Source organism: Novosphingobium mangrovi (assembly GCF_022818885.1).
In the GTDB taxonomy this organism is placed as follows: domain Bacteria; phylum Pseudomonadota; class Alphaproteobacteria; order Sphingomonadales; family Sphingomonadaceae; genus Novosphingobium; species Novosphingobium mangrovi.
The window spans coordinates 28,578-53,467 of sequence record NZ_JALHAT010000040.1; the positions used below are offsets into that span (position 1 = coordinate 28,578).

At 67.0% G+C, this 24,890-nt stretch carries 21 protein-coding genes; 10 read left to right on the forward strand and 11 right to left on the reverse strand.

The genetic code is table 11. From position 1 onward, the window contains the following. The first annotated feature begins 24 nt into the window (after positions 1–24). Positions 25–1,968 (forward strand): asparagine synthase (glutamine-hydrolyzing), encoded by a 1,944-nt coding sequence (asnB, locus tag MTR65_RS17080; RefSeq protein WP_243802335.1) that lies wholly within the window; start codon positions 25–27, stop codon positions 1,966–1,968. Between the two features lie 6 nt (positions 1,969–1,974). Here asnB and MTR65_RS17085 read toward each other — a convergent pair whose 3' ends face one another. From MTR65_RS17085 to fdhD, 10 genes are all read right to left on the reverse strand, one after another. Next, positions 1,975–3,204: an MFS transporter gene (locus MTR65_RS17085; RefSeq protein WP_243802337.1), complete on the reverse strand. Its 1,230-nt coding sequence runs from the start codon at positions 3,202–3,204 to the stop codon at positions 1,975–1,977. 111 nt (positions 3,205–3,315) lie between these two features. Next, a complete protein-coding gene (locus tag MTR65_RS17090; RefSeq protein WP_243802340.1) occupies positions 3,316–4,599 on the reverse strand; it encodes a Zn-dependent hydrolase in 1,284 nt (427 codons plus the stop codon). Between the two features lie 130 nt (positions 4,600–4,729). Beyond that, positions 4,730–5,137: a TadE/TadG family type IV pilus assembly protein gene (locus MTR65_RS17095; RefSeq protein WP_226638315.1), complete on the reverse strand. Its 408-nt coding sequence runs from the start codon at positions 5,135–5,137 to the stop codon at positions 4,730–4,732. Beyond that, on the reverse strand, positions 5,134–5,622 hold the full coding sequence (locus MTR65_RS17100; protein ID WP_243802342.1) for a TadE/TadG family type IV pilus assembly protein: 489 nt from the start codon (positions 5,620–5,622) through the stop codon (positions 5,134–5,136). Before MTR65_RS17100 ends, MTR65_RS17095 begins: the two co-directional genes overlap by 4 nt. Next, entirely contained in the window at positions 5,619–6,878 is a 1,260-nt protein-coding gene (locus MTR65_RS17105) for a pilus assembly protein TadG-related protein (protein ID WP_243802344.1), read from the reverse strand. The genes MTR65_RS17100 and MTR65_RS17105 overlap by 4 nt, the downstream gene beginning before the upstream one ends. Before the next feature lie 230 nt (positions 6,879–7,108). After that, positions 7,109–8,779: a flotillin family protein gene (locus tag MTR65_RS17110; RefSeq protein ID WP_419145058.1), complete on the reverse strand. Its 1,671-nt coding sequence runs from the start codon at positions 8,777–8,779 to the stop codon at positions 7,109–7,111. Positions 8,780–9,215: 436 nt separating this feature from the next. After that, on the reverse strand, positions 9,216–9,830 hold the full coding sequence (locus MTR65_RS17115; protein ID WP_243802349.1) for a YqiJ family protein: 615 nt from the start codon (positions 9,828–9,830) through the stop codon (positions 9,216–9,218). Beyond that, positions 9,830–10,540: a hypothetical protein gene (locus MTR65_RS17120; protein WP_243802351.1), complete on the reverse strand. Its 711-nt coding sequence runs from the start codon at positions 10,538–10,540 to the stop codon at positions 9,830–9,832. The genes MTR65_RS17115 and MTR65_RS17120 overlap by 1 nt, the downstream gene beginning before the upstream one ends. Positions 10,541–10,597: 57 nt before the next feature. Continuing rightward, positions 10,598–11,818, reverse strand: coding sequence for a toxic anion resistance protein (locus MTR65_RS17125; RefSeq protein ID WP_243802353.1), 1,221 nt, complete (start codon positions 11,816–11,818; stop codon positions 10,598–10,600). Positions 11,819–11,913: 95 nt separating this feature from the next. Further along, on the reverse strand, positions 11,914–12,753 hold the full coding sequence (gene fdhD, locus MTR65_RS17130; protein WP_243802355.1) for a formate dehydrogenase accessory sulfurtransferase FdhD: 840 nt from the start codon (positions 12,751–12,753) through the stop codon (positions 11,914–11,916). Between the two features lie 276 nt (positions 12,754–13,029). Between fdhD and accD the strand changes: the two genes are divergently transcribed. Genes accD through MTR65_RS17150 form a run of 4 tightly spaced genes read left to right on the forward strand, consistent with a single transcriptional unit; the run spans position 13,030 to position 16,674 of the window. Further along, complete coding sequence (gene accD, locus MTR65_RS17135; RefSeq protein WP_243802357.1) at positions 13,030–13,878, forward strand: acetyl-CoA carboxylase, carboxyltransferase subunit beta; 849 nt, start codon at positions 13,030–13,032, stop codon at positions 13,876–13,878. Then, the gene (accB, locus tag MTR65_RS17140; RefSeq protein WP_226638323.1) at positions 13,875–14,339 is read left to right on the forward strand and encodes an acetyl-CoA carboxylase biotin carboxyl carrier protein; all 465 of its coding nucleotides are present in this window, start codon (positions 13,875–13,877) and stop codon (positions 14,337–14,339) included. Before accD ends, accB begins: the two co-directional genes overlap by 4 nt. A gap of 14 nt (positions 14,340–14,353) precedes the next feature. Then, positions 14,354–15,703: an acetyl-CoA carboxylase biotin carboxylase subunit gene (gene accC / locus MTR65_RS17145; RefSeq protein WP_243802359.1), complete on the forward strand. Its 1,350-nt coding sequence runs from the start codon at positions 14,354–14,356 to the stop codon at positions 15,701–15,703. Between the two features lie 20 nt (positions 15,704–15,723). Further along, positions 15,724–16,674, forward strand: coding sequence for an acetyl-CoA carboxylase carboxyltransferase subunit alpha (locus MTR65_RS17150; RefSeq protein ID WP_226638325.1), 951 nt, complete (start codon positions 15,724–15,726; stop codon positions 16,672–16,674). An 81-nt stretch (positions 16,675–16,755) separates the two neighbouring features. On the opposite strand, the gene MTR65_RS17155 is transcribed toward MTR65_RS17150, so the two are convergent. Beyond that, positions 16,756–17,661, reverse strand: coding sequence for an ROK family protein (locus MTR65_RS17155; protein WP_243802361.1), 906 nt, complete (start codon positions 17,659–17,661; stop codon positions 16,756–16,758). A 219-nt stretch (positions 17,662–17,880) separates the two neighbouring features. Here MTR65_RS17155 and MTR65_RS17160 point away from each other — a divergent pair, with 219 nt between their 5' ends. From MTR65_RS17160 to msrA, 5 genes are all read left to right on the forward strand, one after another. Then, positions 17,881–19,224: an MFS transporter gene (locus MTR65_RS17160; RefSeq protein ID WP_243802364.1), complete on the forward strand. Its 1,344-nt coding sequence runs from the start codon at positions 17,881–17,883 to the stop codon at positions 19,222–19,224. 60 nt (positions 19,225–19,284) lie between these two features. Further along, positions 19,285–20,340 (forward strand): LacI family DNA-binding transcriptional regulator, encoded by a 1,056-nt coding sequence (locus MTR65_RS17165; protein WP_243802366.1) that lies wholly within the window; start codon positions 19,285–19,287, stop codon positions 20,338–20,340. A 220-nt stretch (positions 20,341–20,560) separates the two neighbouring features. Then, on the forward strand, positions 20,561–22,273 hold the full coding sequence (locus MTR65_RS17170; protein ID WP_243802368.1) for an Hsp70 family protein: 1,713 nt from the start codon (positions 20,561–20,563) through the stop codon (positions 22,271–22,273). Beyond that, on the forward strand, positions 22,270–24,054 hold the full coding sequence (locus MTR65_RS17175; protein WP_243802370.1) for a hypothetical protein: 1,785 nt from the start codon (positions 22,270–22,272) through the stop codon (positions 24,052–24,054). The genes MTR65_RS17170 and MTR65_RS17175 overlap by 4 nt, the downstream gene beginning before the upstream one ends. Positions 24,055–24,236: 182 nt before the next feature. Then, entirely contained in the window at positions 24,237–24,884 is a 648-nt protein-coding gene (msrA, locus tag MTR65_RS17180; RefSeq protein WP_039394926.1) for a peptide-methionine (S)-S-oxide reductase MsrA, read from the forward strand. Positions 24,885–24,890: the final 6 nt, after the last annotated feature.

Sequence of the window (24,890 nt, forward strand, 5' to 3'; positions counted from 1 at the left end):
ACCCCAGCCAAGGAAACTCCCGATATGTGCGGCATTGCCGGTCTCTGGACCCCAGCGGGCTATGACCAAGACACGCCCCGCCACGCCGAAGCGATGGCCGACCAGCTGGAACATCGCGGGCCTGACGGGCGCGGCTTCCATTTCGATGCCGCAAACGGCCTTGCCATGGCGCACACGCGGCTCTCGATCATCGGCCTTGCCGCCGGGGAGCAGCCGCTCCATGGCCGCAGCGACGATGGCACGGGCGGGCTCGCCGCCACGGTCAACGGCGAGTTCTACGATTACAAGCGCCTGCGCGGCCTGTTGCGCACCGACGGCTTTCAGTTCTCGACCAGGTCCGACAGCGAGATTGCGCTGAAACTCTACGCCAAACATGGCCTCGATTTTGTCGAGCACCTGCGCGGCGAATTTGCCTTTGCCCTGTTCGACGAGGAGAGGCAGCGCCTGATCCTGGTGCGCGACCGCTTCGGCATCCGCCCCCTCTTCGTCCACCACGGGCCGCGCGGGGTCGTCTGGGGCAGCGAGATCAAGGCCCTGCTTGCCCACCCGGACGTGCCCCGCGATGTCTGCCCCAAGGCCCAGCTACACCAGATGATGCAGGTCATGGTGCCGGGCATGACGCTTTATCAGGGTATCCAGGCGGTAAAACCGGGCACCATGCTCATCATCGAGAAGGCAGGCGATGGCGTGTCGGTGCGCGAGGAGCGCTACTGGGACGCCGATTTCCCGCGTGAGGGCGAGCACGACGTCAAGAGCGATGAAGACCACATCGAGGCGGTGCGCGCCGCCCTGGTCGAATCGATCACCTTCCGGCTCGAGGCCGACGTTCCGGTTGCCTGCTACCTTTCAGGCGGGATCGACAGCTGCTCGATCCTGGGCATGGCTGCCGCGATCCAGCAGTCCCCGGTCAAGGCCTTCACCATCTCCTTCGACGATGCCCGCTACGACGAGGCCCATATCGCGACCGAGATGGCGCAGATGGCGGGCGCCGACCAGGACATCCTGAAGCTCAAGGCCGAGGACCTCTACGGCGCCAACTTCGAGGACGCGATCCGTTATTCCGAGCGGACCTTCTACAACACGCTGGGCGTCGCCAAGATGCTGATGAGCAAGCACGTGCGCGAGGTCGGCTACAAGGTCGTCATCACCGGCGAGGGTTCGGACGAGCTGTTCGGCGGCTATGCCCAGTTCAAGGCCGACCTGTTCCTGCACGATCCCGAATACGCGGCCACTCCGGCTGCGCAGGAGATGCGGGAGAGGAACGCGCTGTTCTCGGGCTCGGTGCTCGCCGAGGAGACGATCAGCCACCCCGCCTTCGAGGAGGTCATGGGCTTCACCCCCAGCTGGATCCAGCCCTGGATGCTCACTCTCGAGCGGGTCAAGCCGCTGCTCTCCGAGGAGTTCAAGGCAAAGCTGGGGGACTATGACCCCATCGCCGCCATCGCCCACAGCCTCGATCCGGCCATGCTGGAAGGCCGCCATGTCCTCGACAAGGTGCAGTATTCCTGGATCAAGACGATGCTGGAGGGGCAGATCCTCAACTGGGGCGGGGACCGCGTGGACATGGCCAACAGCCTTGAAAGCCGCCCGGCCTTCCTCGACCACCACGTGGCCGAACTTGCCATGCGCATCCCCCCGCAGGTGCGCGTGCGCGGCGGCGTCGAGAAGTGGGTCGTGCGCGAGGCGATGAAGCATGTCCTCCCGCGCGTCCTCTACGAGCGCGAGAAATTCGCCTTCATGGCGCCGCCCGCCCACACCGATGCGAAGAAGGCCGCCGAAATCGACAAGCTGATCGCGCGCTGGCTATCGCCCGAGCGCCTGGCCGCCAAGGGCCTGTTCGATCCTGAAAAGCTGGGCGCGGCCATCGCGGACTACCGTGCCTCGGACGACCACGCGCAGAACACGCGCATGGACATCATCCTCAACCACGCCATCGGCCTGCACGCGGTGGAAGAGTTGCTGGCCTGAGCGGCCTCAGCCCTCCAGCACCTCGGCGCCGACCGGATCGCGGTAGGCGCCGAGCGTTGCGATCAGCGCGACAACGACGACAAGCGCAATGGCCGAGGCGAGCAGCGCGAAGTGGTAGCTGCCGGTTACATCGACCGACCAGCCAAACGCGGCCGGGCCGAACGCAGCGCCAAAGCTGAACATGCCCAGCACCACGCCATAGGTCGCGCCGTAATTGCGAAGGTGCGCATAGCGCCCGGTGAAGTAGGCGAGCATGTCGACCTCGGCGCCCGCGGCCAGGCCCAGCATGAGCGCGGCGGCCGTCACCGGCCCGCCAAAGGCGAGCAGCAAGGCGGCCACCACCGGCGAGAGCAGGAACAGCGCGGCCACGAACGGCGCGTGGAAACGGTCGAAGAGGTAGCCCACGATCACGCGGGCAAAGATCACGGCAATGCCGATCTTGGCCGCGACCTGCGCAGCCTCGGCAGCCGGCATGCCCCGGTCCACCACCATCGGCACCAGATGGACGATGAGCCCGGCGACGAAGAAGCCCAGGAGCACGGCGATACCCACGATGGTCAGCGTCTGGCGGTTGACCTCGAACCGGCCGCGCACCCTGGGCTCGGCGCTGGCTGCCGGAGCCGGAGCCAGAGCCTTTTTCTCGCGCGGCATGAGGAGGCTCACCGGAAGGCCGACGACAAGGATCGTGGCACCCATGGCGAGCGCCGCGGTGCGCCAGCCGCTCGAGGCAAAGATCGGCCCCAGCAACGCAGGCGCGAGGAATGCGGCGAGCCCCGATCCCATCAGCATGAGCCCGAGCGCGAGCCCCCGCCCCGCATCGAACCTGGCCGAAACCGCCCGCGCCCAGATCGCGGGCGTCGTGCCGCATCCGGCAAGGCTGACCAGAAGCCACAGCCCCCACCACATCGCCACCGAATCCCCGGCGCGCGAGAGGAGCACGAAGCCGATGGGCGCCGCGATGTAGCTGGCGATCGCGATCATGCGCACGCCGTAGCGGTCGGCGAGGCGCCCGACGATCGGCGCGGAGAGGAAGATGCCCAATTGCTCGAAGGTTGCCGCGCCCGAAGCCGCCGCACGGCTCCAGCCGAACTCTTCCTGCACCGGCGTGACAAAGAGGCCCAGGGCATAGAAACCGATGCCCATCATGCCCACGCCAATGGCAAGCCCTGCGGCCACCACGGTCAGCCAGCCTTCTGCAAATTCGCGCCGCACGGCGCCGGAAAGGGAACCACTCATCCCGGCACCTTGTCGCAGCGCAGCATCAAGGGCAAGCGCTCCCTGCCCGCGCTGCTCGCTGGGCGGTCAGGGGCCGGTTGGTCGGGAGACCAGCGCCCCCCCCCCCCGGCGTCAGACCCGCTCGGCCTGTCCGGCCTCTTCCAGCGCGCCTTCGTTGCAGGCAAGCTCGCACACGCATTCGTAGAGAAGCCGCGTTCCGCGCTCGCAATCGACCCAGTGCGTCCATTCGTCAGGCGCGTGGCTCACGCCCTTTACCGAAGGCACGAAGAACAGCCCCGCGCGCGAATGTTCGCAGAAGAACTGCACGTCGTGGCCGGCGCCCGAAGGCATGATCTTGTAGCTGTAGCCCAGCTCCTTCGTCTTGCCCTCGATCAGCGAAATGAGCCCGGTGTCGCAATAGGCCGGGGCCAGCCAGGACATCTGCTCGTATTCGAAATGCAGCTTGTTGCGCCGCGCGATGGCGGCCAGCACCCGCTCGCAGGCGCTGGCCAGCGCCTTCATCTTGTCATGGTCGAGGTCGCGCCCGACAATGGTGAAGTCCACCTCGCCCGGCACCGTATGCGGAAAGCCGGGCTTGCAGTTGACGTGGCCGATGGTGATGCGGCTCTTGCCGGTGCCCTCTTCCTCAATGATACGCGGGATCTCGTGGGCAAAGTCGGCCATGCCCATCAGCGCGTCGGCGCGCATGTTCATCGGCGCGGTCCCGGCGTGGTCGGCCTTGCCGATAAGGCGCACCATCCACTTGAAAACGCCCGAAATACCCTCGACGATGCCGATGGTGGTCTTCTCGGTATCAAGGACGGGCCCCTGCTCGACATGGAGTTCCAGATAGGCCCGGATCGTCTCGGGCGGGCGGTAGGCGTGCATCGCGCGGGAGGGATCGAGCCCGGCCTCGCGCATGGCATCGACCAGTTTCACGCCGCGCTCGTCCGCCGCGGCATCGAGCCACTCGCGGGTGAGGTGCCCGGTCATCGCCTGGGCCCCCAGCATGCCTCCGAAGCGCCCCTCCTCCTCGGCGGTCGCGATGACCTCCACCGGGTAGAGCGGCTCGATCCCGTTCGCCTTCATCGTGCGCACCACCTCGAGCCCGGCGACGACGCCCAGAACCCCGTCGAACATGCCGCTCGCGGGCACGGAATCGGTGTGGGAGGCGATGATCACGGCGGGAACGTCCTCACCCCGCCCGGCCGGATCGAACCGGCCAATGACATTGCCCGCGCCGTCCATGCGGTGGCTCATGCCCAGCTCTGCAAAGCGCGCGCGCAGCCATTCGCGCACGGCCATGTCCTCGGGGCTGAAGCCCTGGCGGTAGACGCCCCCATCGGCCTCATTGAAGCCGAAACGCGAAATAGCGGTGATGTCCCGCTCGATCCTCTCGATGCTGACGCTGGGCACGTGCGTCTCCCTTGTCCGGTATGTGCGGCGCGGATTGCCCACGCTCTGTTGGCGGGGAGACTAGACGCCACCACGGGGACGGGGCAAGCCGGGGAAACTGCAGCGCAAGGGACGAAGCCCTGCGGGTGCCTCAGCTCTGAACGTAGGAGAGAACCGTCTCGTTCAGCGAAATGGGATCGAGCTGCATGAACGGCACGACGGGTTCGAGCTGGTACTCGATAGCGATCTTGTCGAACTGCGCGCCGTCGCTGATCCCGCGCTCCAGAGCAATGCGCACGATGCCATCCTCGTTGAGGCCTGCCATTTCCTTGCGCACCTTGTCGGAGACCTGGCGCTCGGTCGCGTCGGGGTGGACGTTGGCGTAGCGCACGCCCTCGCCCGCGGCATGGCGGATCGCGCCGGTTGCCTGAAGCACGAGCGCAAACTGCAGGATGCCGATCATGAGCGCGGCCGCCACCGGCATGGCGAGGGCAAACTCGATGACCGAGGCGCCTTCACGGTTCGCGGCGAGGCGCTTCAAGCGGTGCAGGATCTTCACTGAATGCGCTCCAAACTGGTGCCTTCAAGGGTAATCGTCGAGCCCAGGACCTGCGACCCGAACAAGCTCGCCAGCTTGGACCAGTCGAACTGCATCTCCACCGTCTTCTCGATCGAGACCTGAACGTAGCGCGCCGATTCCTCGCCCGCCGCGCAGTAGGCATCGAACTGGTCCTTGCGCACCCCGTCACATTCGAGGAACAGCTCGGCCGTCACCTGCCCGGCCTCGACGTCCGCTGCGGCCATTGCCTCTGTGACGATATAGCTTGTGTCCGCACTCTGCGGACGCTTGGCCAGTACGAAGTCGGTGGTGCGCTGCGCGGCCAGTTCGACATCAATGCGCGCAACGACAAAGCGCGAGACCTCGACCATGCCCGCCAGCACCATGAGCAGCAGCGGGAGGACCAGCGCCAGTTCGATCACGCTCGCCCCGCGCCGGTCATGGCGCAGCGCGGCCAGAGCCTGGCGCAGATGGGCACGCCTCATTCGACCACCTTCACAACCGGGGCGGTGAGATCAAGGTTGGCATAGTCCACGGTGCAGTTGTTGTTGAGCGAGGACGTACCGGCGAAGGTCACATGGTTCGCGACAAGCAACAGACACTCGGCCGATTGGCCCGAGTTGCCGGTAAAGCGCACATCGCCATTGGGCATGTAGATGACGCCGGTCAGATCCAGCTCGCTGCCGCCTGCAAAGTTGCTCTCGCTGCTGGAGCCGATCTGATCCTGAAAGAACAGGACGTTCTTCCAGGTCGGGCTCTGCGCGGCGCTGGGCGCGGTCAGGTCCATCGTCGCGCCGCCCGTGATCTTGACGAAGGCCGCGTTGCCCGGGCCGCCCCCGGTCAGCACGAACGTCACACCGTCGCCGGTTACCGTTGCCGAACTCGCGACATCGAGGCTGCCGCCGTCGATGATGTAGGTGCCAGGCGAAAGGGTCGTGTTGCCCTTCAGCGTCATGCCGTTGCAGTAGCGCCCCGGCGAAAGGGTCACGACGTCCTTGGGATTGTTGGAATACTTGGTGCGAGTGCAGCCTTCCGGCTCGCTGGGAGCCTGGAGTTCGCGGCCTGCCAGCGGGTCCTGGATCGGCAGACCATAGGGTTGGAGCACCGCATCTTCGGGAATGTTGCGCGAGCTGGCATCGATGCCGCCCACGGCGTGGAAGGTCGGCGCGTTGATCCAGCTGGTCCCGGTCAGGTCGATTGCAGCCTGGATGCCCGAGTTCGCGCCGACACCGCAGCCCAGGTTGACGTCGGCGGTGCCCACCGCGCGCACGCCCATGCCGGTCGGGGCCAATGCGATTACGCAGTATTCGCCCTCATCGGTGCGCGTGGCGACCGCGCGTGCCCGAATGGTCGGCGCCACATCGAGGAAGACGCTGGAAAACGGCAGTTTCTGACTGGTCGTCGCGATGACCTCCACCGCGCCGGTATCGCCGGTATAGGCACCTGAGAACGGCGGACTGCTGACCCGCTCGATGAGGACGTTGAGCGTGTTGTCGGCGTTGCGTCCGATTTCCTTGCGGGCCCCCGGCTCTGCGCCTTCGGCCTGCAGCATGCTGAGCGCGCCCGCACGCGCACCGGCATCGACGGCCTGCTGCAGCTGACGCTTCCACAGGTACCACTGCGCGGTATCGACCGCGAGACCTGCCGCGCCGATCAGGGTCACGAAGCCGATGCCGGTGAAAGTAAGAATACTTCCCGAGCGATCGGAGCGCAGACGGGTCAGGAATGCCGGGTAAGGCATGGCGGTTCGCAGCTTTCGACTTGTTGCAATCGAAATCACCCAAGCGCCTGCAAAGATAAGATCTTCAAAACTTAATTGGTTAATTTTGCAGAAACCACCCCATTGCGTCGGCGCAGCGTCCCAATTTCCATCTTTTAACCCCGATGAGCCCTAACGCGACAAAGTCCGACCGGGTTCCCACCCGGCCGGACTTTTCAAGAAAGGCAGACGATTCGCCCCTCTGCGGTAGATCAGCCGATTGTCGTGGGACGATAGGCCCCCTCGGACGATCCCGCCGGCTCCGCGCCGTCGTTGTCGGCCCCTTCCGGAGCGGCCGGGACCGGCATCACGCCTGCGCCCTGGACCATGTTCGACAGCGTCGAGCCATCAAGGCCCAGTTCCTTCATCAAGCCGTCGATCATCGGCGCCTGCGCGCGGTAGGCAAGTGCGGCGCTGACCGCGTCGCTGGCGAGGTTGCCCGATCCGCCGACCGGAGCCCCGGCTCCGCCCACAGCGCCTGCGCCACCCTTCTGGGTGAGACCGTCGACCTGGACGATCTTGATCGAGTCGATCGCTTCGAGCGGCTTGGCGCTCTCCCGCACGACCTCGGGCAAGACCTTCAGAAGCGCCATCTTCATCTGGAGCGAGATCTGCTCCGAGGAGAGGATGTTCGCCGCCTCGTTGATCGCCCGCTGGCCCGCCGCCTCGACCTCCATGCGCACGCGCGCAGCTTCGGCCTTGAGCTTCTCGGCTTCCGCCTCACCCTCGGCCTCACGGCGCACCGCTTCGGCCCGGTTGAACGCGGCTTCCTTCTCGGCCTCGGCCTCCACCTTGATGGCGATGGCCTGGCGTTCGGCTTCCTTGGCCGCCTCGATCAGCTCGATCCTCTTGAGACGCTCGGCCACTTCGGTCTCGCGGCTGGTCGTGACCTGCTCCTCGGCGGCGACCGCCTTGGCGCGGGCCTCGTCGGCCTGGCTCTTGGCCTGGCTTTCCTCGCGGCTCTTGTTCTGGATCGCGATCTGCTGCTCCTGGCGGGCGAGTTCGACGGCCTGGGCCTGCGCGATCTGTGCCTCCTGGATGGTGCGGTCGGCCTCGATCTGGCGACCATCGACCTGCTGCTTGGCCTCGATCCGGGCCTCGTCCGATTCCCGAGTACGCTTGGCCTGCTCGCGGGCGATTTCCGCCATCTGCTCGGCACGGCGCATTTCCACCTCGCGCTCTTGCTCCAGGCGCGCAAACTCGTTGTCGCGCTGGATGGTGAGCGACTGGCGGTCGGCCTCCAGGTTCTTGGTCTCCATCTGGACACGGGTGTCCTGCTCGATGTCGTTGCGCGTCTTCTTGCGCAGCTCGATCTGCTCGGTCAGCTTGGTGAGACCTTCGGCGTCAAACGCGTTGTTGGCGTTGAAGTGCTCGATGGAGGTCTGGTCAAGACCGGTCAGCGAGACCGATTCCAGCTCCAGGCCGTTCATCGCAAGGTCCGAGGAGGACACCTGCTGCACCTTCTGCACGAAGTCGGCGCGCTGCTCGTGCAGCTGGTTCATCGACATGCCCGCCGCGACCGAACGCAGCGCGTCGACGAACTTGCCCTCGACCAGGTCCTTCAAGGCTTCGGGGTGCATGGTGCGCGCGCCCAGCGTCTGGGCGGCCATGGCAATGGCGCCGGCATCCGGGCGGACACGCACGTAGAACTCGGCCTTCACGTCGATGCGCAGGCGGTCGAGCGTAATGAGCGCATCCCCGTTCTTGCGTTCCACGGCCAGACGCACGGTGTTCATATTGACCGGCATCGTCTCGTGGAAGACCGGCAGCACCAAGGCGCCGCCGTTCATCACGACACGCTCGCCCCCCACGCCCGTGCGCACGAACGCGATTTCCTTGCTCGCCCGCTTGTACAGGCGCGCCATCACGATGCCGATCGCCATAAGCGCCACGACAACCGCACCGACCAACACGGCGATGCTGTAAAGCCCCGTCATTTCACTCTCTCCTTGAGCGGGATGCAGCGGATGGCCCAATGCCCCGCTCTTGAACTCATCCCAACTCAACCGCGCACGCGAAGACGCGGCTGAGCTCAAATGACTTCAATTTCGCATGCCTGCCAAGGCTATGTGGATAAAACGTGGACCCTGGAAAGTTGCGCAAGGAGCGCGAGGTCCGGTTCTTCAAGTGGCGTCGGCATCAAGCCCCTTCAAAGGCGATGCGCATAGTCCGAACTCCTGAAAACAACGCTGCGGACAGCCCTTCGCCCCGCTCTGACAATTCATTGTTTCCGTTGGCACTTACATAGCGAAATCGCGATATGTTGCCTAGAAAAACCGGATTGTTGCGAGTCGATTGCAGGTAGAGCCCTGCCGGCGCTCACCCCAGCCTGGGCAAGTAGTGGTCGCCGCGGGCGATGGCCTTGAACAGGTCGCCCTCGCGCCGCACGATAAGAACACGCTCGCCGGTGACGAAGGTCTGTCCCGCGTTGTCCGGTTCGAGCATGACGTGGTGGACCTGCCCGAAATGGTCGAGGACCTTCGCCCGCGCGGGCGAGCCGGGCCTTGCCGTGCCGACCACAATCTCCCCTTCGCGCCCTACCAGCGCGGATCGGTCGATGGCCGAGGTCTCGTCGCGGGGCAGCAGGCGCGCCAGCGGCCGCGAGAGCCCGCCTGTCACCGGCAGCGCAGCGATGCCCGTTGCAGGGCCAACCAGCCAGGGCGTCCAGGCCGCTCCGGTCAGACCCGACAGAAGTTCCTGCGCGCACAGGCCCAGGATGCCAAAGACACTGAGGAGAACGGTCAGCCAGACCATGAAGGGCACGCGCCCGAGGCCAACCAGCGAGAGGAGGCCGGAATCAAGGTCGATATCCGCGTCCGCGTCTCCTTCGAGCGCATCGGCAAGGCCGAAGACCTGCACGAGCGCGAGGACAAGGACGACACCCAGCGCGGCCGAGAACGGCAGGTTCTCCCCCGCCGTCAGGAAGTCCAGCATCAGCCGGGATCCCTTGCGTCGATGTACTTGGTTTCGAGGAACCGGTTGCGCGTGGCCAGCGCGTCGACGTCGTTGCGCGAGAGGTCCTCGCTCATCGCCTCGATCTCATCGGAGATGACGCAGAGCCCATCGACCAGCTGTTCGTTGGGCGACAGGCCCGAGGTGCCGGGCTTGGCGCGCAGCGAGGGTGGAATACGGGTGTAGCTGTCGACCAGGCTGGGCAGGTGCTCGGAGAGGAGCTTGCGCACCTCGCGCGCGGCGGGCCCTGTCTCCTCCATGGTGGCGAGCTGGGGCGCGAGCTGCTCCAGATGCACGCCGATCATGTCGATGGCATCGACCGCCGCGTTGGGGAGCGCGCGGCGCTTGCCCTCCAGCCAGATCTCGGTCGAGCCCGCCAGTTCAGCGAGTTCGGTCTCGTGCAGATCGCCCGCCCGCGTGCGCGGCGCCGACGGGTAGATCGAGAGCAGGCAGAAGACGACGAAAGCGAGCAGCGTCACCAGAACCGTGGTCGCGAAGGTCAGGCCGCCCAGGATCAGCGCGGTCGTCAGCGCGGCCACGAAGATCGCGCCCACGGCCAGCACCGCGCGGCGCAGGCGGCGCAGGCGAAAGGCCCAGCGCTCCTTCTTCGCGGTGTAGAGGCGCGCGGCGCGCTGGCGGCGCGCAGCCCGGACGATCTCCTTTGAAACCCGGCGCGCGGGCACCTGTGCCATGTCTCTCGTTCTCTCCTGCTGTCGTTACGTGGAGGGCCCCTGCGGGACCGCCCGGCCTTACTTCTCGTCGAGCGCTTCCAGAAGGTTCTGCGCGGCCTTGGCATCGCCTTCGGCCAGCCCCTCGCTCTGCCCCTGCGCGCGGGCGATATAGGCCTTGGAGCGGTCGATCTCGCCTTCGAGCGAGGTCACCGTCTGCTTCATGGAATCGAGCGCCTTGACCTTGAAGGTGTCGATCGAGTCCATCGTGTCGTAGATGTTCTGGAAGGCGCGGCTCAGCGTCTCGAGCGGAATGGTCGCGCTCGCGGCCTGCTCGTGGATGCGCGCGGTGTTGTCCTTCATCATCTGGCCGGTGCCCTCGATGATGTTGGCGGTCGTGGTGTTGAGCGCGGTGATCTGGTCGAGCACGAGCTTCTGGTTGGCCATCGCCTGCGCCACCGTCACCGCAGTGCGCAGCGCGCCCACCGTCGTGGTCGAGGCGCGGTCGACCCCCTTGATGAGCTCGACGTTGTTCTTCTTCACAAGGTCGAGCGCCAGGTAGCCCTGGACCGAGACCGCCATCTGCGTGAGCAGGTCCTGCGTGCGCTGGCGCACGTAGAACAGCGCGCTCTCGCGCACGGCCTTGGCCTTGGCGGGATCGCTGTGGTCGAGATCGGCAGCCTTTTCCTCCAGCGCGGTGTCCAGCGCCTTGGACATCCAGATCATCTGTTCCAGCTTGCCGAGCGAGGCCCACAGGTTCTGGCGTTCAACGTCGATGGCCGCGTTGTCCATCAGGAGCTCGTCCTTGCCGTTCTGCAGACGGGTGAGGATCGCCGAGATATGGCCCTGCGCGCTCTGGTAGCCGTCGAAATAGTCGCGCAGCTTCGATCCGAAGGGAATGATCCCGAAGATCTTGCGCTTGGAGAGCAGGTCGCCCTTCGTGGAAGGATCGAGGTCCTCGACCGTCTTTCTCAGTTCGGCAAGGTCCGCGCCCACGCCGCTGTCGCGGTCCATCGCGCGGATCGGCCGGTCGAGGAAGCGGTTGGAATGCCCGGCTGCCTCGGAGATTTCCTTGCGGCCCATGTTGGTGATCTGGTCGACGCGGCGGCCGAAATCGGGCGAACTGGCGTCCTGCGAGACAAGATCGGAGACGAATTCGTCCACGCGCACCTGCAGCTTGGACTTCTGCTCCTCGTTCACCGGCACGAGCCCGGCGGCCTTTTCAGCCTGCACGGTGGGCACCGGATCGGGCGGCGTCAGCTTGAGTTCGTCAGCCACAGCCGTGTCGGTCGTGCTCGCCATTCGTGAAAGTCCTTGTCCTGCATCTTACCCGGTACTGGACAGACAAGGTAGGTTTGGGCGCCCGTCTCTACAAGAAAAACCGAAAGCTGAGCGCCCTAGTCGTCGATGAAGGGGCCATGGCCGTCGACCTGCGTCATCAACATGGAATCGCCGCGTGCCACGACGCACAAGGTCAGTCCCGCCGCCTCGGCACGCCGCACCGCGAGATCGGTCGGCGCCGAGATCGTGACGAGGAGCCCGCAGCCCGCGCGCACCGTCTTCTCAACGAGTTCATAGGAGCAGCGCGAGGTCATGACGATAAAGCCTGCGCCCGCATCGCACCCCTCGCGCGCCAGCGCTCCCACCAGCTTGTCGAGCGCATTGTGGCGCCCGACATCCTCGCGCACGAGCAGCACCTCGCCCTCGCTCGTACAGAAGGCCGCCGCGTGGGTCGCGCGGGTGGCCTGCCCCAGCACCTGCCGTCCGCGCATTGCCTCCAGCGCCGCGCCGACAGCGGCGCGCGAGAGGCGCAAGGTCGGCTCCAGCACGGGGAGCGGGCGCAGCGCGGTCTCGATCCCGTCCATCCCGCAGATACCGCAGGAGCTGTCCCCGATGCGGCGCCGCGCGCGCTCCATGACCGGGGCGAGGCACTCGGACGGAAGGCTCACCCGCGCGACCATGCCCTGCCCCCATGCGCCCTTGTCGACACGCGATAGCGCGATCTCGCCCACCTGTTCGGCCCGGGCCAGCCCCTCAGCCATGAGGAAGCCGGTCACGAAGTCCACAAGGTCCAAGGGCGAGGCCATCATGACGGCAAAGGCGATGCCATTGATCTCGATCGCGACAGGGCATTCGATGGCCAGAAGATGCTCTCTGGCGCCTTCCGAAATCGGCTCTTGTGTGTAATCTGCACGCAAAAAGAGCGCCTCAAGCGTGGCCGGGACGCCCTCGCTCATGGCCACAGGCTCCCTGCCGCAGCGATCAGAAAATGGCCGAAATGCATGGTTTCATCGCAATCTGCATACGCGTTTTCCACGGGCGAATCCCGCTCGGCGAGGCCCATCGTGCCAATTTGGCTTGCTTGGCGCTGTGGACTTACCCTAAACGGGCGCGCCAGATAAAGGGTCGATGGGCATGCCCCGCGGATTAAGATATGGCATTACCCGCATTCGCGGCGGCGTTTCCCACCCGACCGGACAGAGATTTTTCGCAAGAGATTGGTTGAACCCTACATGAGTTGGCTGAGCAAGGTCCGCAATTCGCTTTCGAGCCTGAACAAGCGTGACACCCCCGACAACCTCTGGATCAAGTGCCCGAGCTGCGGCGAGATGCTCTTCACCCAGGAGTTCGAGGCCAACCTCTCGGTGTGCCCGCGCTGCGAGCACCACGGGCGCATCACCGCCAAGGCCCGCTTCGAGCAGATCCTCGACGCGGGCTTCACGGTGCTGCCCACGCCCGAGGTGGAAGAGAACCCGCTGAACTTCCGCGACACCAAGAAGTACTCGGACCGCCTCAAGGCCGCTCGCGCGGCCAATCCCTATCCCGACGCGCTGACCAACGCCTCCGGCACGATCGAGGGCCACAAGGCCGTGCTCGGCGTCCAGGACTTCAAGTTCATGGGCGGCTCGATGGGCATGGCCGTGGGCGAGGCTTTCGTCGCGGGCGTTGAGAAGGCGATTGCGCAGAAGTGCGGCTACATCATCTGCACGGCCGCTGGCGGTGCGCGCATGCAGGAGGGTATCCTCTCGCTCATGCAGATGCCCAAGACCACGGTCGCCACGCGCCGTCTTGCGGCTGCGGGCCTCCCCTACATCGTCATCCTGACCGACCCCACCACCGGCGGCGTGACCGCGAGCTACGCGATGCTCGGCGACGTCCAGATCGCCGAGCCCGGCGCCCTCATCGGCTTTGCCGGCCAGCGCGTCATCCAGGACACGATCCGCGAAAAACTTCCCGACGGCTTCCAGCGCGCGGAATACCTCCACGACCACGGCATGGTCGACATGGTGGTGCACCGCAAGGACCTCAAAGGCACGCTGGCACAGCTCCTCGGATACCTTGAACGAAAGGAAGCCCAGTGAATATCGACAGCGCCCTTGTCCGCGAGCTTGCAGAGCTCCTTGCGGAAACCGGCCTCTCGGAAATCGAGGTGGAGGACGGTGAACGCAAGATCCGCGTCAGCCGCCAGATGATCCAGCAGATGAGCGCGACGCTCCCCCCGGTGGGCTATCCCGCCGAGGCCCCGGCCGCTCCTGCTGCAGCTGCGCCGGCCGCAGCCGCCGCGCCCGCACCGGCGCCCGAAGCCCCCGTGGATGCGGTCAAGTCGCCGATGGTCGGCACTGCCTACATGTCGGCCGAGCCGGGCGCTGCGCCCTTCATCTCGGTCGGCCAGTCGGTCAAGGAAGGCGACGTCCTGCTCATCGTCGAGGCGATGAAGGTCATGAACCAGATCACCGCGCCCAAGTCGGGCACGATCAAGGCGATCCTCGTCGACAACCAGCAGCCGGTCGAATTCGACCAGCCGCTCGTGGTGATCGGCTGAGGTAGAGCGTTTCCATGGCCATTAAACGCCTCCTGATTGCCAACCGCGGCGAGATTGCGCTTCGCATCCACCGCGCCGCCCAGGAAATGGGCATCGAGACCGTCGCGGTGCACTCCACCGCCGACGCCGATGCCATGCATGTCCGCCTTGCCGACCATGCCGTGTGCATCGGTCCACCGGCCGCCAAGGACAGCTACCTGAACGTCGCCGCGATCATCTCGGCCGCCGAGATCACCGATGCCGATGCGATCCACCCCGGCTACGGCTTCCTTTCGGAGAACGCCCGTTTCGCCGAGATCGTGGAAAGCCACGGCATCAAGTGGGTCGGCCCCAAGCCCGAGCACATCCGCACGATGGGCGACAAGGTCGAGGCCAAGCGCACCGCAGGGGCCCTCGGCCTGCCGCTGGTGCCCGGCTCGGACGGCGCGATCGAGGACTTCGACGAGGCGCGCAAGCTGGCCGCGGAGATCGGCTACCCGGTCATCATCAAGGCCGCTTCGGGCGGCGGTGGCCGCGGCATGAAGGTCGTGAACTCGGCCGAGGAACTGCAGAGCCAGATGGGCCAGGCCCGCTCGGAAGCCGCCGCCGCCTTCGGCGATGCGACCGTGTACATGGAAAAGTACCTCGGCAACCCGCGCCACATCGAATTTCAGGTCTTCGGCGATGGCGAAGGCAATGCGGTCCACCTGGGCGAGCGCGACTGCTCGCTCCAGCGCCGCCACCAGAAGGTCCTCGAGGAAGCCCCCTCGCCCGTCATCACCCCCGAGGAGCGCGACCGCATGGGCGCGATCGTCTCCAAGGCGATGGCCGACATGGGCTACCGCGGCGCGGGCACGATCGAGTTCCTGTGGGAAAAGGGCGAGTTCTACTTCATCGAGATGAACACCCGTCTCCAGGTGGAACACCCCGTGACCGAGGCGATCACCGGCGTCGACCTGGTGCGCGAGCAGATCCGCATTGCCGATGGCCAGGCGCTCTCCTTCACGCAGGACGCGATCGAGTTCAAGGGCCACGCCATCGAGTGCCGCATCAACGCGGAAGATCCCTGGAACTTCACGCCCTCGCCCGGCAAGGTCTCGAACTACCACGCCGCAGGCGGCATGAACGTGCGCGTCGATAGCGGGCTCTACGCCGGCTATTCGATCCCGCCCTACTACGATTCGATGATCGGCAAGCTGATCGTGTCGGGTCGCAGCCGCGCGGGCGCCATCATGCGCCTCAAGCGCGCGCTGGGCGAAATGGTGATCGAAGGTCCCAAGACCTCGATCCCGCTGCACCAGGCCCTGGTGGAGGACCCCGAGTTCAACGAGGGCGAATACACCATCAAGTGGCTCGAGGAGTGGCTGGCCAAGCGCGCCGGCTAAGCGAAAGCATGACCAAACCGATGAAATCCTACCTGGACTTCGAGAAGCCGATTGCCGAACTGGACACCCGCGTGGCCGAGCTGCGCGCGACCCAGGACGGCAGCAGCGACATCGACATCGAGGCCGAGATCGCCAAGCTCGCGGCCAAGAGCGAGGCCATGCTCGCCTCCACCTACGGCAAGCTGACGCCTTGGCAGAAGACCCAGGTCGCCCGCCACCCGCTGCGCCCGCACTTCGTCGACTACGTGGAGATGGCCTTCACCGACTTCGTGCCGCTGGGCGGGGACCGCCTCTATGGTGAGGATTGCGCGATCCTGGGCGGCTTTGCCCGCCTCAATGGCCAGCGCGTCATGCTCATCGGGCACGAAAAGGGCAACGACACGGCGAGCCGCGTCAAGCACAACTTCGGCATGGCCAAGCCCGAAGGCTATCGCAAGGCGATCCGCCTGATGGAGATGGCCTCCAAGTTCGGTCTGCCGGTCGTCACGCTTGTCGACACTGCGGGCGCCTTCCCCGGCATCGAGGCCGAGGAACGCGGCCAGGCCGAAGCCATCGCCCGCTCGACCGAGGCCTGCCTCGCGCTCGGCGTGCCGATGGTCGCCGCCATCGTCGGCGAAGGCGGCTCGGGCGGTGCGGTCGCCATTGCCGCAGCCAACAAGGTGCTCATGCTCGAGCATTCGGTCTACTCGGTGATCTCGCCCGAGGGTGCCTCCTCGATCCTGTGGCGCACGCCCGAAAAGGCCGCGGACGCCGCCACCGCGATGAAGGTGACGGCGCAGGACCTCCTCGAACTCAAGGTCATCGACGGCATCGTCGAGGAACCGCTGGGCGGCGCCCATCGCGATCCGGCCCAGACCGCGAAGGCTCTGGCCAGCGCTATCGAGAAGGAACTCGCCAAGCTGTCCAAGCTCGGCGCCGAGGCGCTCGTGCGCCAGCGCGAGGAACGCTTCCTCGCCATCGGCTCGCTTTGATCAAGCCCGCGCGGCGCCTGAGCGTTCCAGGCTGCTGGTGCACCAGCATCACTGCAGCTTGGTAGAGAGCGCGGACCTGACCTAAACCGCGTGCCCGGGCCGCTGCGCAAGCGCCCGGGCCGCGATTTCGAGGGCCCCCGTCGGCCCCGCATCGTCTCCCAGCGCCGGCAGCACGATCCGCTGCGCCAGAACGGCGGGCGTCGCATCCTCCAGATAGCCACCCAGCAGATGCGGCACATGGTCGATCGCGCGGGTCAGCAGATGCCGCTGGCGATGGGAGACCCCTCCCCCCACGATGATCCGCTGCGGCGCCAGTGTCAGCAGCAGGTGGACGAGCAGTTCGGCAAGATCCTGCGCGATCACCTCCCAGCGCGGATCGTGCGCAGGCACCTCGCCCGGATGGCAGCCCAGGCGCGCGGCGAGCGCAGGGCCGCTCAGCAGCCCCTCGACACAGTCCCCGTGAAAGCGGCAAGCGCCTGCAAAACTGTCCCCGCGCGCCCGGCGCAGGCGCAGGTGCCCCAGTTCCGGGTGCAGGCTGCCGTGGAGCTGATGGCCTTCGACCAGCACACCGCCCCCGATCCCTGTACCGATGGTCACGTAGACAAGGCTGGTACAGCCCTTGCCCGCGCCATGCCGGTATTCGCCAAGCGCCGCGCCGTTCACATCGGTGTCGAGCCCGACCGGGCAGCCCAGTTCCTTCGCAAAGGACCCACGCACATCCGCCCCTCTCCACCCCGGCTTGGGGGTTGCCAGCATGCGTCCGTAGTCGGTGGCGCGCGCATCGAGGCGGATCGGGCCGAAGCTCGCAATCCCCAGAGCATCGAGCGCCCGCGCGTCCTGCCAACCGGACAGAACCTCGAGCGCCTCGTCCAGAGTGGCTTGGGGATCGCGGGTCCCGAACTCGACACGCTCGTCGATCCGCCCCGACTGCCCCAGCACCACGACCGTCTTGGTCCCGCCCAGCTCGATTCCCGCCAACCTGTGCACGCGCCTTTTCCTTCCTGAACCGCCTCCGCCGCCCCGTGCGATTGGCTCGTAATCGGAGCCAAACACGTAGCTCTACGGAGCCTCGCCCGCACCAGACCTTGGTAGGCAATAACGATTGTAGCCATCGCACAGGCTGGGAGGGGACGCAAAATGCGGGCATGGCCACCACACGGGCCAGGCAGATGGTTTCAAGGTCCGGCGCGGCCCGATGGCCGTGCGATGGCCGACACCGCGAGCGGGGCCCAGGGAAAGACCCGGCTTTCGCTTGCCCGTATCGTCGAACTGAACCTGGGCTTCTTCGGCCTGCAACTGAGTTTCGGCCTGCTGGTCGCCAACACCTCGCCCATTTTCCGCAGCCTTGGCGCCGAGGAAGGCGAACTGCCGCTCCTGTGGATCGCGGGCCCCGTGACCGGAATGCTCGTCCAGCCCCTCGTCGGCGCGCTCAGCGACCGGACCACCTCGCGTTTCGGGCGGCGCACGCCCTTTCTGGCGGCAGGCAGCGTGCTCGCTGCGGCCAGCCTGCTCGCCATGCCGCTGGCCCCCGCACTCTGGGTCGCGGTCGCCCTGCTCTGGGTGCTCGACACGGCCAACAACCTGGTGCTCGAACCCTACCGCGCAACCGTGGCCGACCGCCTGCCGCCCGACCAGCTGCCGCGTGGCTTCCTGGTCCAGAGCGCCTTTACCGGCGCCGCGCAAACGCTGGCCTACCTCCTGCCCTGGGCGCTCGCCGCGCTCATCGACCACCGTCTCGTCGATGCCAACGGCGTGCCGCTGACCGTGCGCATCGCCTTTGGTGCGGGCGCGGTGATAACGCTCTCCACGATCCTCTACTCTCTGCTGCGCGTGCCTGAACCCAGCCTCTCCCCCAGCGAACGTGAGGCGCTGGTCCGTCTGCCCCGCCGCCCGCTCCTTGCCGAAATCTGGACGGCGCTGCGCACCATGCCCGCGCCCATGCGCCGCCTGGCGCTTCCCATGCTGTGCCAATGGTACGCGATGTTCGTGTTCTGGCAGTTCTGGCTCGATACCATCGCGCGCCGCCTCATGGGCACCCACGACCCGGCGTCCGACGCCTACCGCGAGGCGATCCTGCTCACCCAGCAACTGGGCACGCTCTACAACGCCATCGCCTTTGCCGCCGCGCTCGCCCTGATCCCCCTCCTGCGGCGCTGGCCGATCCGCCCCGTCCATGCGAGCTGCCTTGCCCTGAGCGGCCTCTCCATGCTCCTTCTGGCCCGGGCGGGATCGGTGACCTCGCTGGCTCTGGCCATGGTCGGCATCGGGATCGGCTGGGCCGCCCTCATGGGCAACAACCACGCCCTGCTTGCACGCTGTCTGCCAGCGCACCGGATCGGCATCTACATGGGCCTGTTCAACCTCTTCATCGTGGTCCCCATGCTCGCCGAGACCGTGACCATGCCGCTGCTCTACCGCCACCTGCTGGGCAGCGAACCATCGCAAGCGATTGTAATAGCTGGATTCATCATGATGGCCGGAGGCGTAACCATTTTTCTATCGGGGAACCCCAGCGTTTCCGCCTTTTTGCGACAGAATCGCAAGAAATAGCGTCGCGTATCTATCCGACTGACCAATAGGGTGCTACAAATGCCCACGATGGTGGAAAAAATGAGGAACGAGGCCGAGGCGGATTCTTCCGAACTCGCCCTCACCGAAGAGATCGAGGTGCGCACTCTCGCCGACCTCGCTCGCCTGGCGGGCGTTTCGGCGGGCACGGTGTCGCGGGCGCTGGCCGGCAAGGCGCTGGTCAATGCCGAGACCCGTGAGCGGATCCAGGCGCTGGCCCGCAAGCACGGGTTCCGGCCCAATCAGATGGCCAGCAAGCTGCGCTCGCGCCGCACCGGTGTGATCGGGGTGGTCATTCCCCTGGGGCACGACAAACGCCAGCATATTTCCGACCCCTTCTTCCTCACTCTGCTGGGCGCTCTTGCGGACGAACTGACCGAGAGCGGCTATGACCTCATGCTCAGCCGCGCGATCCCCGACCAGACAAGCGACTGGCTGGAGCGCATGACCGGTTCGGGCATGGTCGATGGGGTCATCGTGATCGGCCAGTCCAACCAGTTCGAGACGATCGAGCGGGTGGCCCGCCACTACCCGGCGATGGTCGTCTGGGGGCATCACCGCGAAGGGCAGATCCACTGCTCGGTGGGCAGTGACAACTTCGAGGGAGGGCGCCTCGCCGCCGAGCACCTGATCAAGAGCGGCGCGCGTCGCCTGGCGTTCCTGGGCAGCACGGTCGGCATCGAGATCGCCAAGCGCTTCGAGGGCACGCTGGCCGCTGCGCGCGCGGCAGGCCTCACCGTCACCCACCTCCCGGTCCACATGGCCCACGAACAGGTCTTTGAAGAGGTCTCTTCCGCGCTCGGTTATGGTAGCGGTATCGAATTCGACGGCATCGTCGCCGCTTCGGACCTCATCGCGATGTCGGCGCTGCGCGTCCTGTTCGAGAACGGGCACCAGGTTCCTTCCGAAGTGCAGGTGATCGGCTTCGACGACCTCCCGCTCGCCGCGCAGACCTTCCCGCCGCTTTCCACCCTGCGCCAGGAGATCCAGACCGGCGCGCACCTGATGGTCGAAAAGCTCAAGGCACGGATCGCGGGTCAACCGGCGCCGAGCGAGGTCATGGCCCCCACGCTCATCCTTCGGGATTCTACGCGTTAGTTTGGCAAGCAAGTCTTGAGGCGCCATTTTCGGGCCACGCTCACCGTTCGGCGTGTCTTCCCGGCATCGCTTCGCGGCAATCTCGCCCGCAAGGGCAGACCATGCCTTCCGGTGCCGGGCGCCCCACGCTAGACAGCCTCGAGCAAGCGCCGCCCCGGATGGGCTCGACGGCGCACGGACCCCATGAGCAGGAATTGCCAAGACCCATGTTCGATGTCGCATGCTGATCGGGATTGACCTCGGGACGACCAACAGCGCAGCGGCGATCTGGCAGGAGGGAGCCGCCCGGCTGATCCCGGCGGGCGCCGATGGCGCGCTCCTGACCCCGTCGGCTGTAAGCTGTGACGCTGCGGGCGCGACCTGGGTCGGCACGCCCGCGCGCGATCGCCGCGCGGCCCATCCCGCCGACACCGCCACCAGCTTCAAGCGTGCCATGGGCACGAACACCCTGTTCCACCTTGCCGGCCGCGAATTCCGGGCCGAGGACCTCTCCGCGCTGGTCCTGCGCGCGCTTGTCGAGGATATCGCCGCCGAGACCGGCACCCGCCCCACCGAGGCGGTCATCACCGTGCCCGCCTACTTCAACGATCGCCAGCGCAAGGCCACGCGCCAGGCGGGCGAGCTGGCCGGGCTCACCGTGCGCCGTCTCATCAACGAGCCGACCGCCGCCGCGCTCGCCTTCGGCCTCCAGGACAAGGGCGACCGCGAGCCGTTTCTCGTCTTTGACCTGGGCGGAGGCACTTTCGACGTTTCCATTGTCGAGATGTTCGAGGGCATCGTGGAAGTGCGCGCCTCGGCGGGCGACAACCGCCTTGGCGGCGATGACTTCGACCGCGCGCTGATCGCGCTCACCGCCCCGCACCTCGATCCCGAAGGCCGCCTTGCCGGGCTTCCCGAGACACGGCGCGAGGCGCTCCTTGCCCGCGCCGCCGAGCGCTGCCGCAAGGCCCTTTCCAGCGCCGCTAAGGCCGATTTCACCGTCACGCTCGATGGCGAGACGCAGCTCTCCGTCACAGTCGGACAGGACGAATTCGAAGCGGCCTGCGCGCCGCTCCTCGACCGGCTGCGCGATCCCATCGTGCGCGCGCTTCGTGACAGCGACATCGCCGCACACGACCTCTCCGAGATCGTGCTGGTGGGCGGGGCGACCCGCATGCCCGCCGTGCGCAAGGCGATCACCCGCCTCTTTGGCCGTTTCCCCAACGCCGCCGTCCACCCCGACCACGCAGTGGCGCTCGGCGCGGCGATCCAGGCGGGCCTGGCCGCCCGCGATGCCGCGCTCGATGAAGTGCGGATCACGGACGTATGCCCCTACACGCTGGGTGTCGAAGTGGCCGAGCCCAGCCCCAACGGGGGACTCCAGAAGGGCCTGTTCTCCCCCATCATCGAGCGTAACACGCCCGTACCCGTCAGCCGCGTGCAGTCCTACTCCACCCTGTCGGACGGGCAGAAGCAGATCGAGTTCGGCATCTACCAGGGCGAGGCGCGCGAGGTCGCGCGCAACATTCGCCTCGGCGAAATCCGCATTCCCGTGCCCGCCCGCCCGGCGGGTGAAGTCGATGTCGACGTGCGCTTTTCCTACGACAGTTCGGGTCTTCTCGAAGTGGACCTGCACATCCCGCTCGACGACAGCCGCCACAACCTCGTCATCCTGGATGAGGAAGACCGCGAGGGTCCCGAGAGCCTAGCCGCCCGGCGCGAGGCGCTGGCCGCGCTGAAGTTCCACCCGCGCGAGGACGCGGCCAACATGGCGCTGCTCGCGCGCGCCGAGCGCTGCTACGAAGACCATATCGGGCCGGTCCGCCAGAACCTGGGCCGCGCGATCACCCGGTTCACCGGTATCCTCGACACCCAGGAACCCCGCCTCATCGCCGAGGCCAGGGACCGCCTCAGCGCGCAGCTCGACGCCATCGAGGGCAGTTCTCCGCTATGAGCGAGACCTTCCCCTGGTCGGCGCTGGGCATCGCCCCGACCAGCGACCGCAAGGCGATCCGCAAGGCCTATGCCGCCGCCGTCAAGGCCATGGACATCGACGCCGAGGTTGAAGGCTACGCGCGCCTTCGCAGCGCGCGCGACCAGGCGCTGGCGCTGGCCAGGGAGGCGCCCGAGGACGCCGTTTCGCCGCCGGTCTTTCGCGACGTGCCCGAAAACGGTGGGGATCCGGTGCCGGGGGATGAGGCCGCTTCCTCGTCCAGCTCCGGGTTCTGGCCGCTGGCCGCCCCGCGCCTGCTGCGCCCGCTCAGCGAAGGCTCAGTGCGCGCCGCACCGCAGACACCCGAGCCTGCCCCAGGGCGCCCCAGCTTCGAGACGATCTTTCCCGATGCGCCGGCCGACACGCCGATTGCCGCCACGCTGGAGCTTGGCCCGCACCAGAGCCTCGCCGCGCCCACCCTTTCGGGTTACGGCGAAATCGAGGCCGCGCTCGGCCTGATCCCGGGACAGAGTGCCTGCGAGCGGCTCGAGGCGGTGCTCACCGAAAGCGATGCCCCCGAACTGGCCGAGCCCGAACGCATCGTCGCGCTGCGCGCCTTGCAGGCCGCGATCGGCGAAGCCCGTTCGGAAGGGATCGACCGGCAGGAGCAGGTCGAAGACTGGCTGGCGGGCCTTCTTGCCACCCACTGGCCACGTTCGGCTCCGCTGCTCGAAACGGCAACGCAGGCGTTCGGCTGGCACGAGGAGTGGCACCGCTTCGATGCGCGCCCCGCCGTGCGCTTCATCGGTGCGCGCCTTCGCGGAGCGCGATTCCGCGCCCGCGTGGAAGCCCCCGGGCACCGCTATCACGCGGCCTGGCGCGAACTGAACCGCAAGGGGCCCGCCGGCCCCTTCCGCTGGCTGCGCGCCTCGCGCGATGACGTGCAGTTCGTGCTCTCGGGCCTGCGCGCGAATTTCGCGCACCTGGAAGACGAGCTGGACCCGCGCCGGATCGCTTCGTGGAACCGTCCGGTGATCTGGCCGCGCGTGGTCCTGGGACTGTGCTGGCTCGCGCTTCTTGCCAACCTGCTGGGGCTGTCCTGGCCCTTCGGGTCCCCCGGCTACGAGTTGCCCGATGGCACACAGATCGAACTTGCCGAGGACGGTCCGGGCCCCACGCTCTTTGGCGAATACGTCGAGACCGCAGTTGCCGAGAGCCTGGGACAGGGCCATGACCTGGCCTGGCTCTGGGAGCGCGATGCCGAACTGGCCCGGCGCATCGTCGCGCAAGTGCGCGCCAGTCTGGACAGCGGGGGCGGCGCGGAAGGTGCCACCCGCGCGGCCGTCAACCTCGTGCGCGCGGCGACTCACGCCAAGGGCCACACCCTAAGCGGAGAGGCGCGCGAGGCGGCCATGCGCCTGCGCCTCGACCAGTTGCGCGCCGCCCGCGAGATGGCCCCGGCCACCTGTCTCGCCCTGCTCCACGAAGGGCAATTGCCCGAACAGGCATCTGCTTTTGCCGAGCCGCTGCGCGCGCGCGAACGGGCCGCGGCCGCGCGCCTTGCCGAAACCCCGCTCCTGGCCGAGAGCCGGGGCGAGGAGGATACCTCGGTGCCCATTCCAGGCGCTCTCATCGACGCGATCATCGCGCGCACCGGCCTTCCTGACACGGCCGTGCGCGAGGCCCTGCAGAACGAGGGCGAGGATGCGCCCCGCTGCGACGTTGCAATTGCGCTTCTGGCAGAAGCCCTTAACTGGGACGGCGATCCCGCTGCCCGCGAGGCGATCCTGCGCGCGCTCTGATCCTGCGCGCGCTCTGATCCGGCGCCGGAACACCTGTCGGGAACGCAGCGGGCCGTTTCCACGTTCCCTCCCCATAGCCGCGCCGCGCGGCCGCAAGCGGGAGAGTGGACGTGACACCATCGCCGAGACCGCCGGAACGGGAGCCTCCCCGCGCGGACCGCCCCTATGCGCTCTCACTCGCGCTGCCCGCGACATGCCTGCTCGCCCTTGCCGGAGCGGCCGTCTTCACCTTCCGCTCCAGCGCCACGGCGCAGGACCTGCCGCCCCCACCGCGTGAGGCAGGCCCGGTCCCCAGCGGCCTCCAGACCGCGGTCTTCGCCGGCGGCTGCTTCTGGGGCGTGGAAGCCGTGTTCGAACATGTAAAAGGCGTGCGCACAGTCACCTCGGGCTATGCGGGGGGCACCCGCGCGGACGCCAACTACCGCCGCGTCGCCAGTGAGAAGACCGGCCACGCCGAAGCCGTGCGCATCGTCTACGACCCCGAGGAAGTGCGCTATGGCCAGCTCCTCCACGTCTTCTTTGCCGTCGCCCACGATCCCACGCAGCTCAACCGCCAGACACCCGATGTCGGGCGCAGCTATCGCTCGGCGATCTTTCCCCAGACCCCGCTTCAGCGGCAAATGGCGCGCAGCTACATCGCCCAGCTCGACAGCGCGGGCACCTTCGGGCGCAAGATCGCCACCAAGCTCGAACAGGGGGCCTTCTACAAGGCCGAGGACGTCCACCAGGACTTTGCCCGCAAGAACCCGCGCAACGCCTATATCGTGCGCTGGGACAAGCCCAAGGTGGCCAGGCTCAAGCGCGAATTTCCGGCGCTCTACACGCGCTGAAGCCGC

Coding starts and splice junctions, on each gene's coding strand:
- MTR65_RS17160 (WP_243802364.1), top strand. CDS start 17,881: ATGGCCGACACCGCGAGCGGGGCCCAGGGAAAGACCCGGCTTTCGCTT.
- MTR65_RS17170 (WP_243802368.1), top strand. CDS start 20,561: ATGCTGATCGGGATTGACCTCGGGACGACCAACAGCGCAGCGGCGATC.
- MTR65_RS17175 (WP_243802370.1), top strand. CDS start 22,270: ATGAGCGAGACCTTCCCCTGGTCGGCGCTGGGCATCGCCCCGACCAGC.
- MTR65_RS17105 (WP_243802344.1), bottom strand. CDS start 6,878: ATGCCTTACCCGGCATTCCTGACCCGTCTGCGCTCCGATCGCTCGGGA.
- MTR65_RS17115 (WP_243802349.1), bottom strand. CDS start 9,830: ATGCTGGACTTCCTGACGGCGGGGGAGAACCTGCCGTTCTCGGCCGCG.
- MTR65_RS17125 (WP_243802353.1), bottom strand. CDS start 11,818: ATGGCGAGCACGACCGACACGGCTGTGGCTGACGAACTCAAGCTGACG.
- MTR65_RS17120 (WP_243802351.1), bottom strand. CDS start 10,540: ATGGCACAGGTGCCCGCGCGCCGGGTTTCAAAGGAGATCGTCCGGGCT.
- asnB (WP_243802335.1), top strand. CDS start 25: ATGTGCGGCATTGCCGGTCTCTGGACCCCAGCGGGCTATGACCAAGAC.
- fdhD (WP_243802355.1), bottom strand. CDS start 12,753: ATGAGCGAGGGCGTCCCGGCCACGCTTGAGGCGCTCTTTTTGCGTGCA.
- accD (WP_243802357.1), top strand. CDS start 13,030: ATGAGTTGGCTGAGCAAGGTCCGCAATTCGCTTTCGAGCCTGAACAAG.
- MTR65_RS17110 (WP_419145058.1), bottom strand. CDS start 8,779: ATGGCGATCGGCATCGTGATGGCGCGCCTGTACAAGCGGGCGAGCAAG.
- MTR65_RS17085 (WP_243802337.1), bottom strand. CDS start 3,204: ATGAGTGGTTCCCTTTCCGGCGCCGTGCGGCGCGAATTTGCAGAAGGC.
- MTR65_RS17150 (WP_226638325.1), top strand. CDS start 15,724: ATGAAATCCTACCTGGACTTCGAGAAGCCGATTGCCGAACTGGACACC.
- accC (WP_243802359.1), top strand. CDS start 14,354: ATGGCCATTAAACGCCTCCTGATTGCCAACCGCGGCGAGATTGCGCTT.
- MTR65_RS17100 (WP_243802342.1), bottom strand. CDS start 5,622: ATGAGGCGTGCCCATCTGCGCCAGGCTCTGGCCGCGCTGCGCCATGAC.
- MTR65_RS17165 (WP_243802366.1), top strand. CDS start 19,285: ATGAGGAACGAGGCCGAGGCGGATTCTTCCGAACTCGCCCTCACCGAA.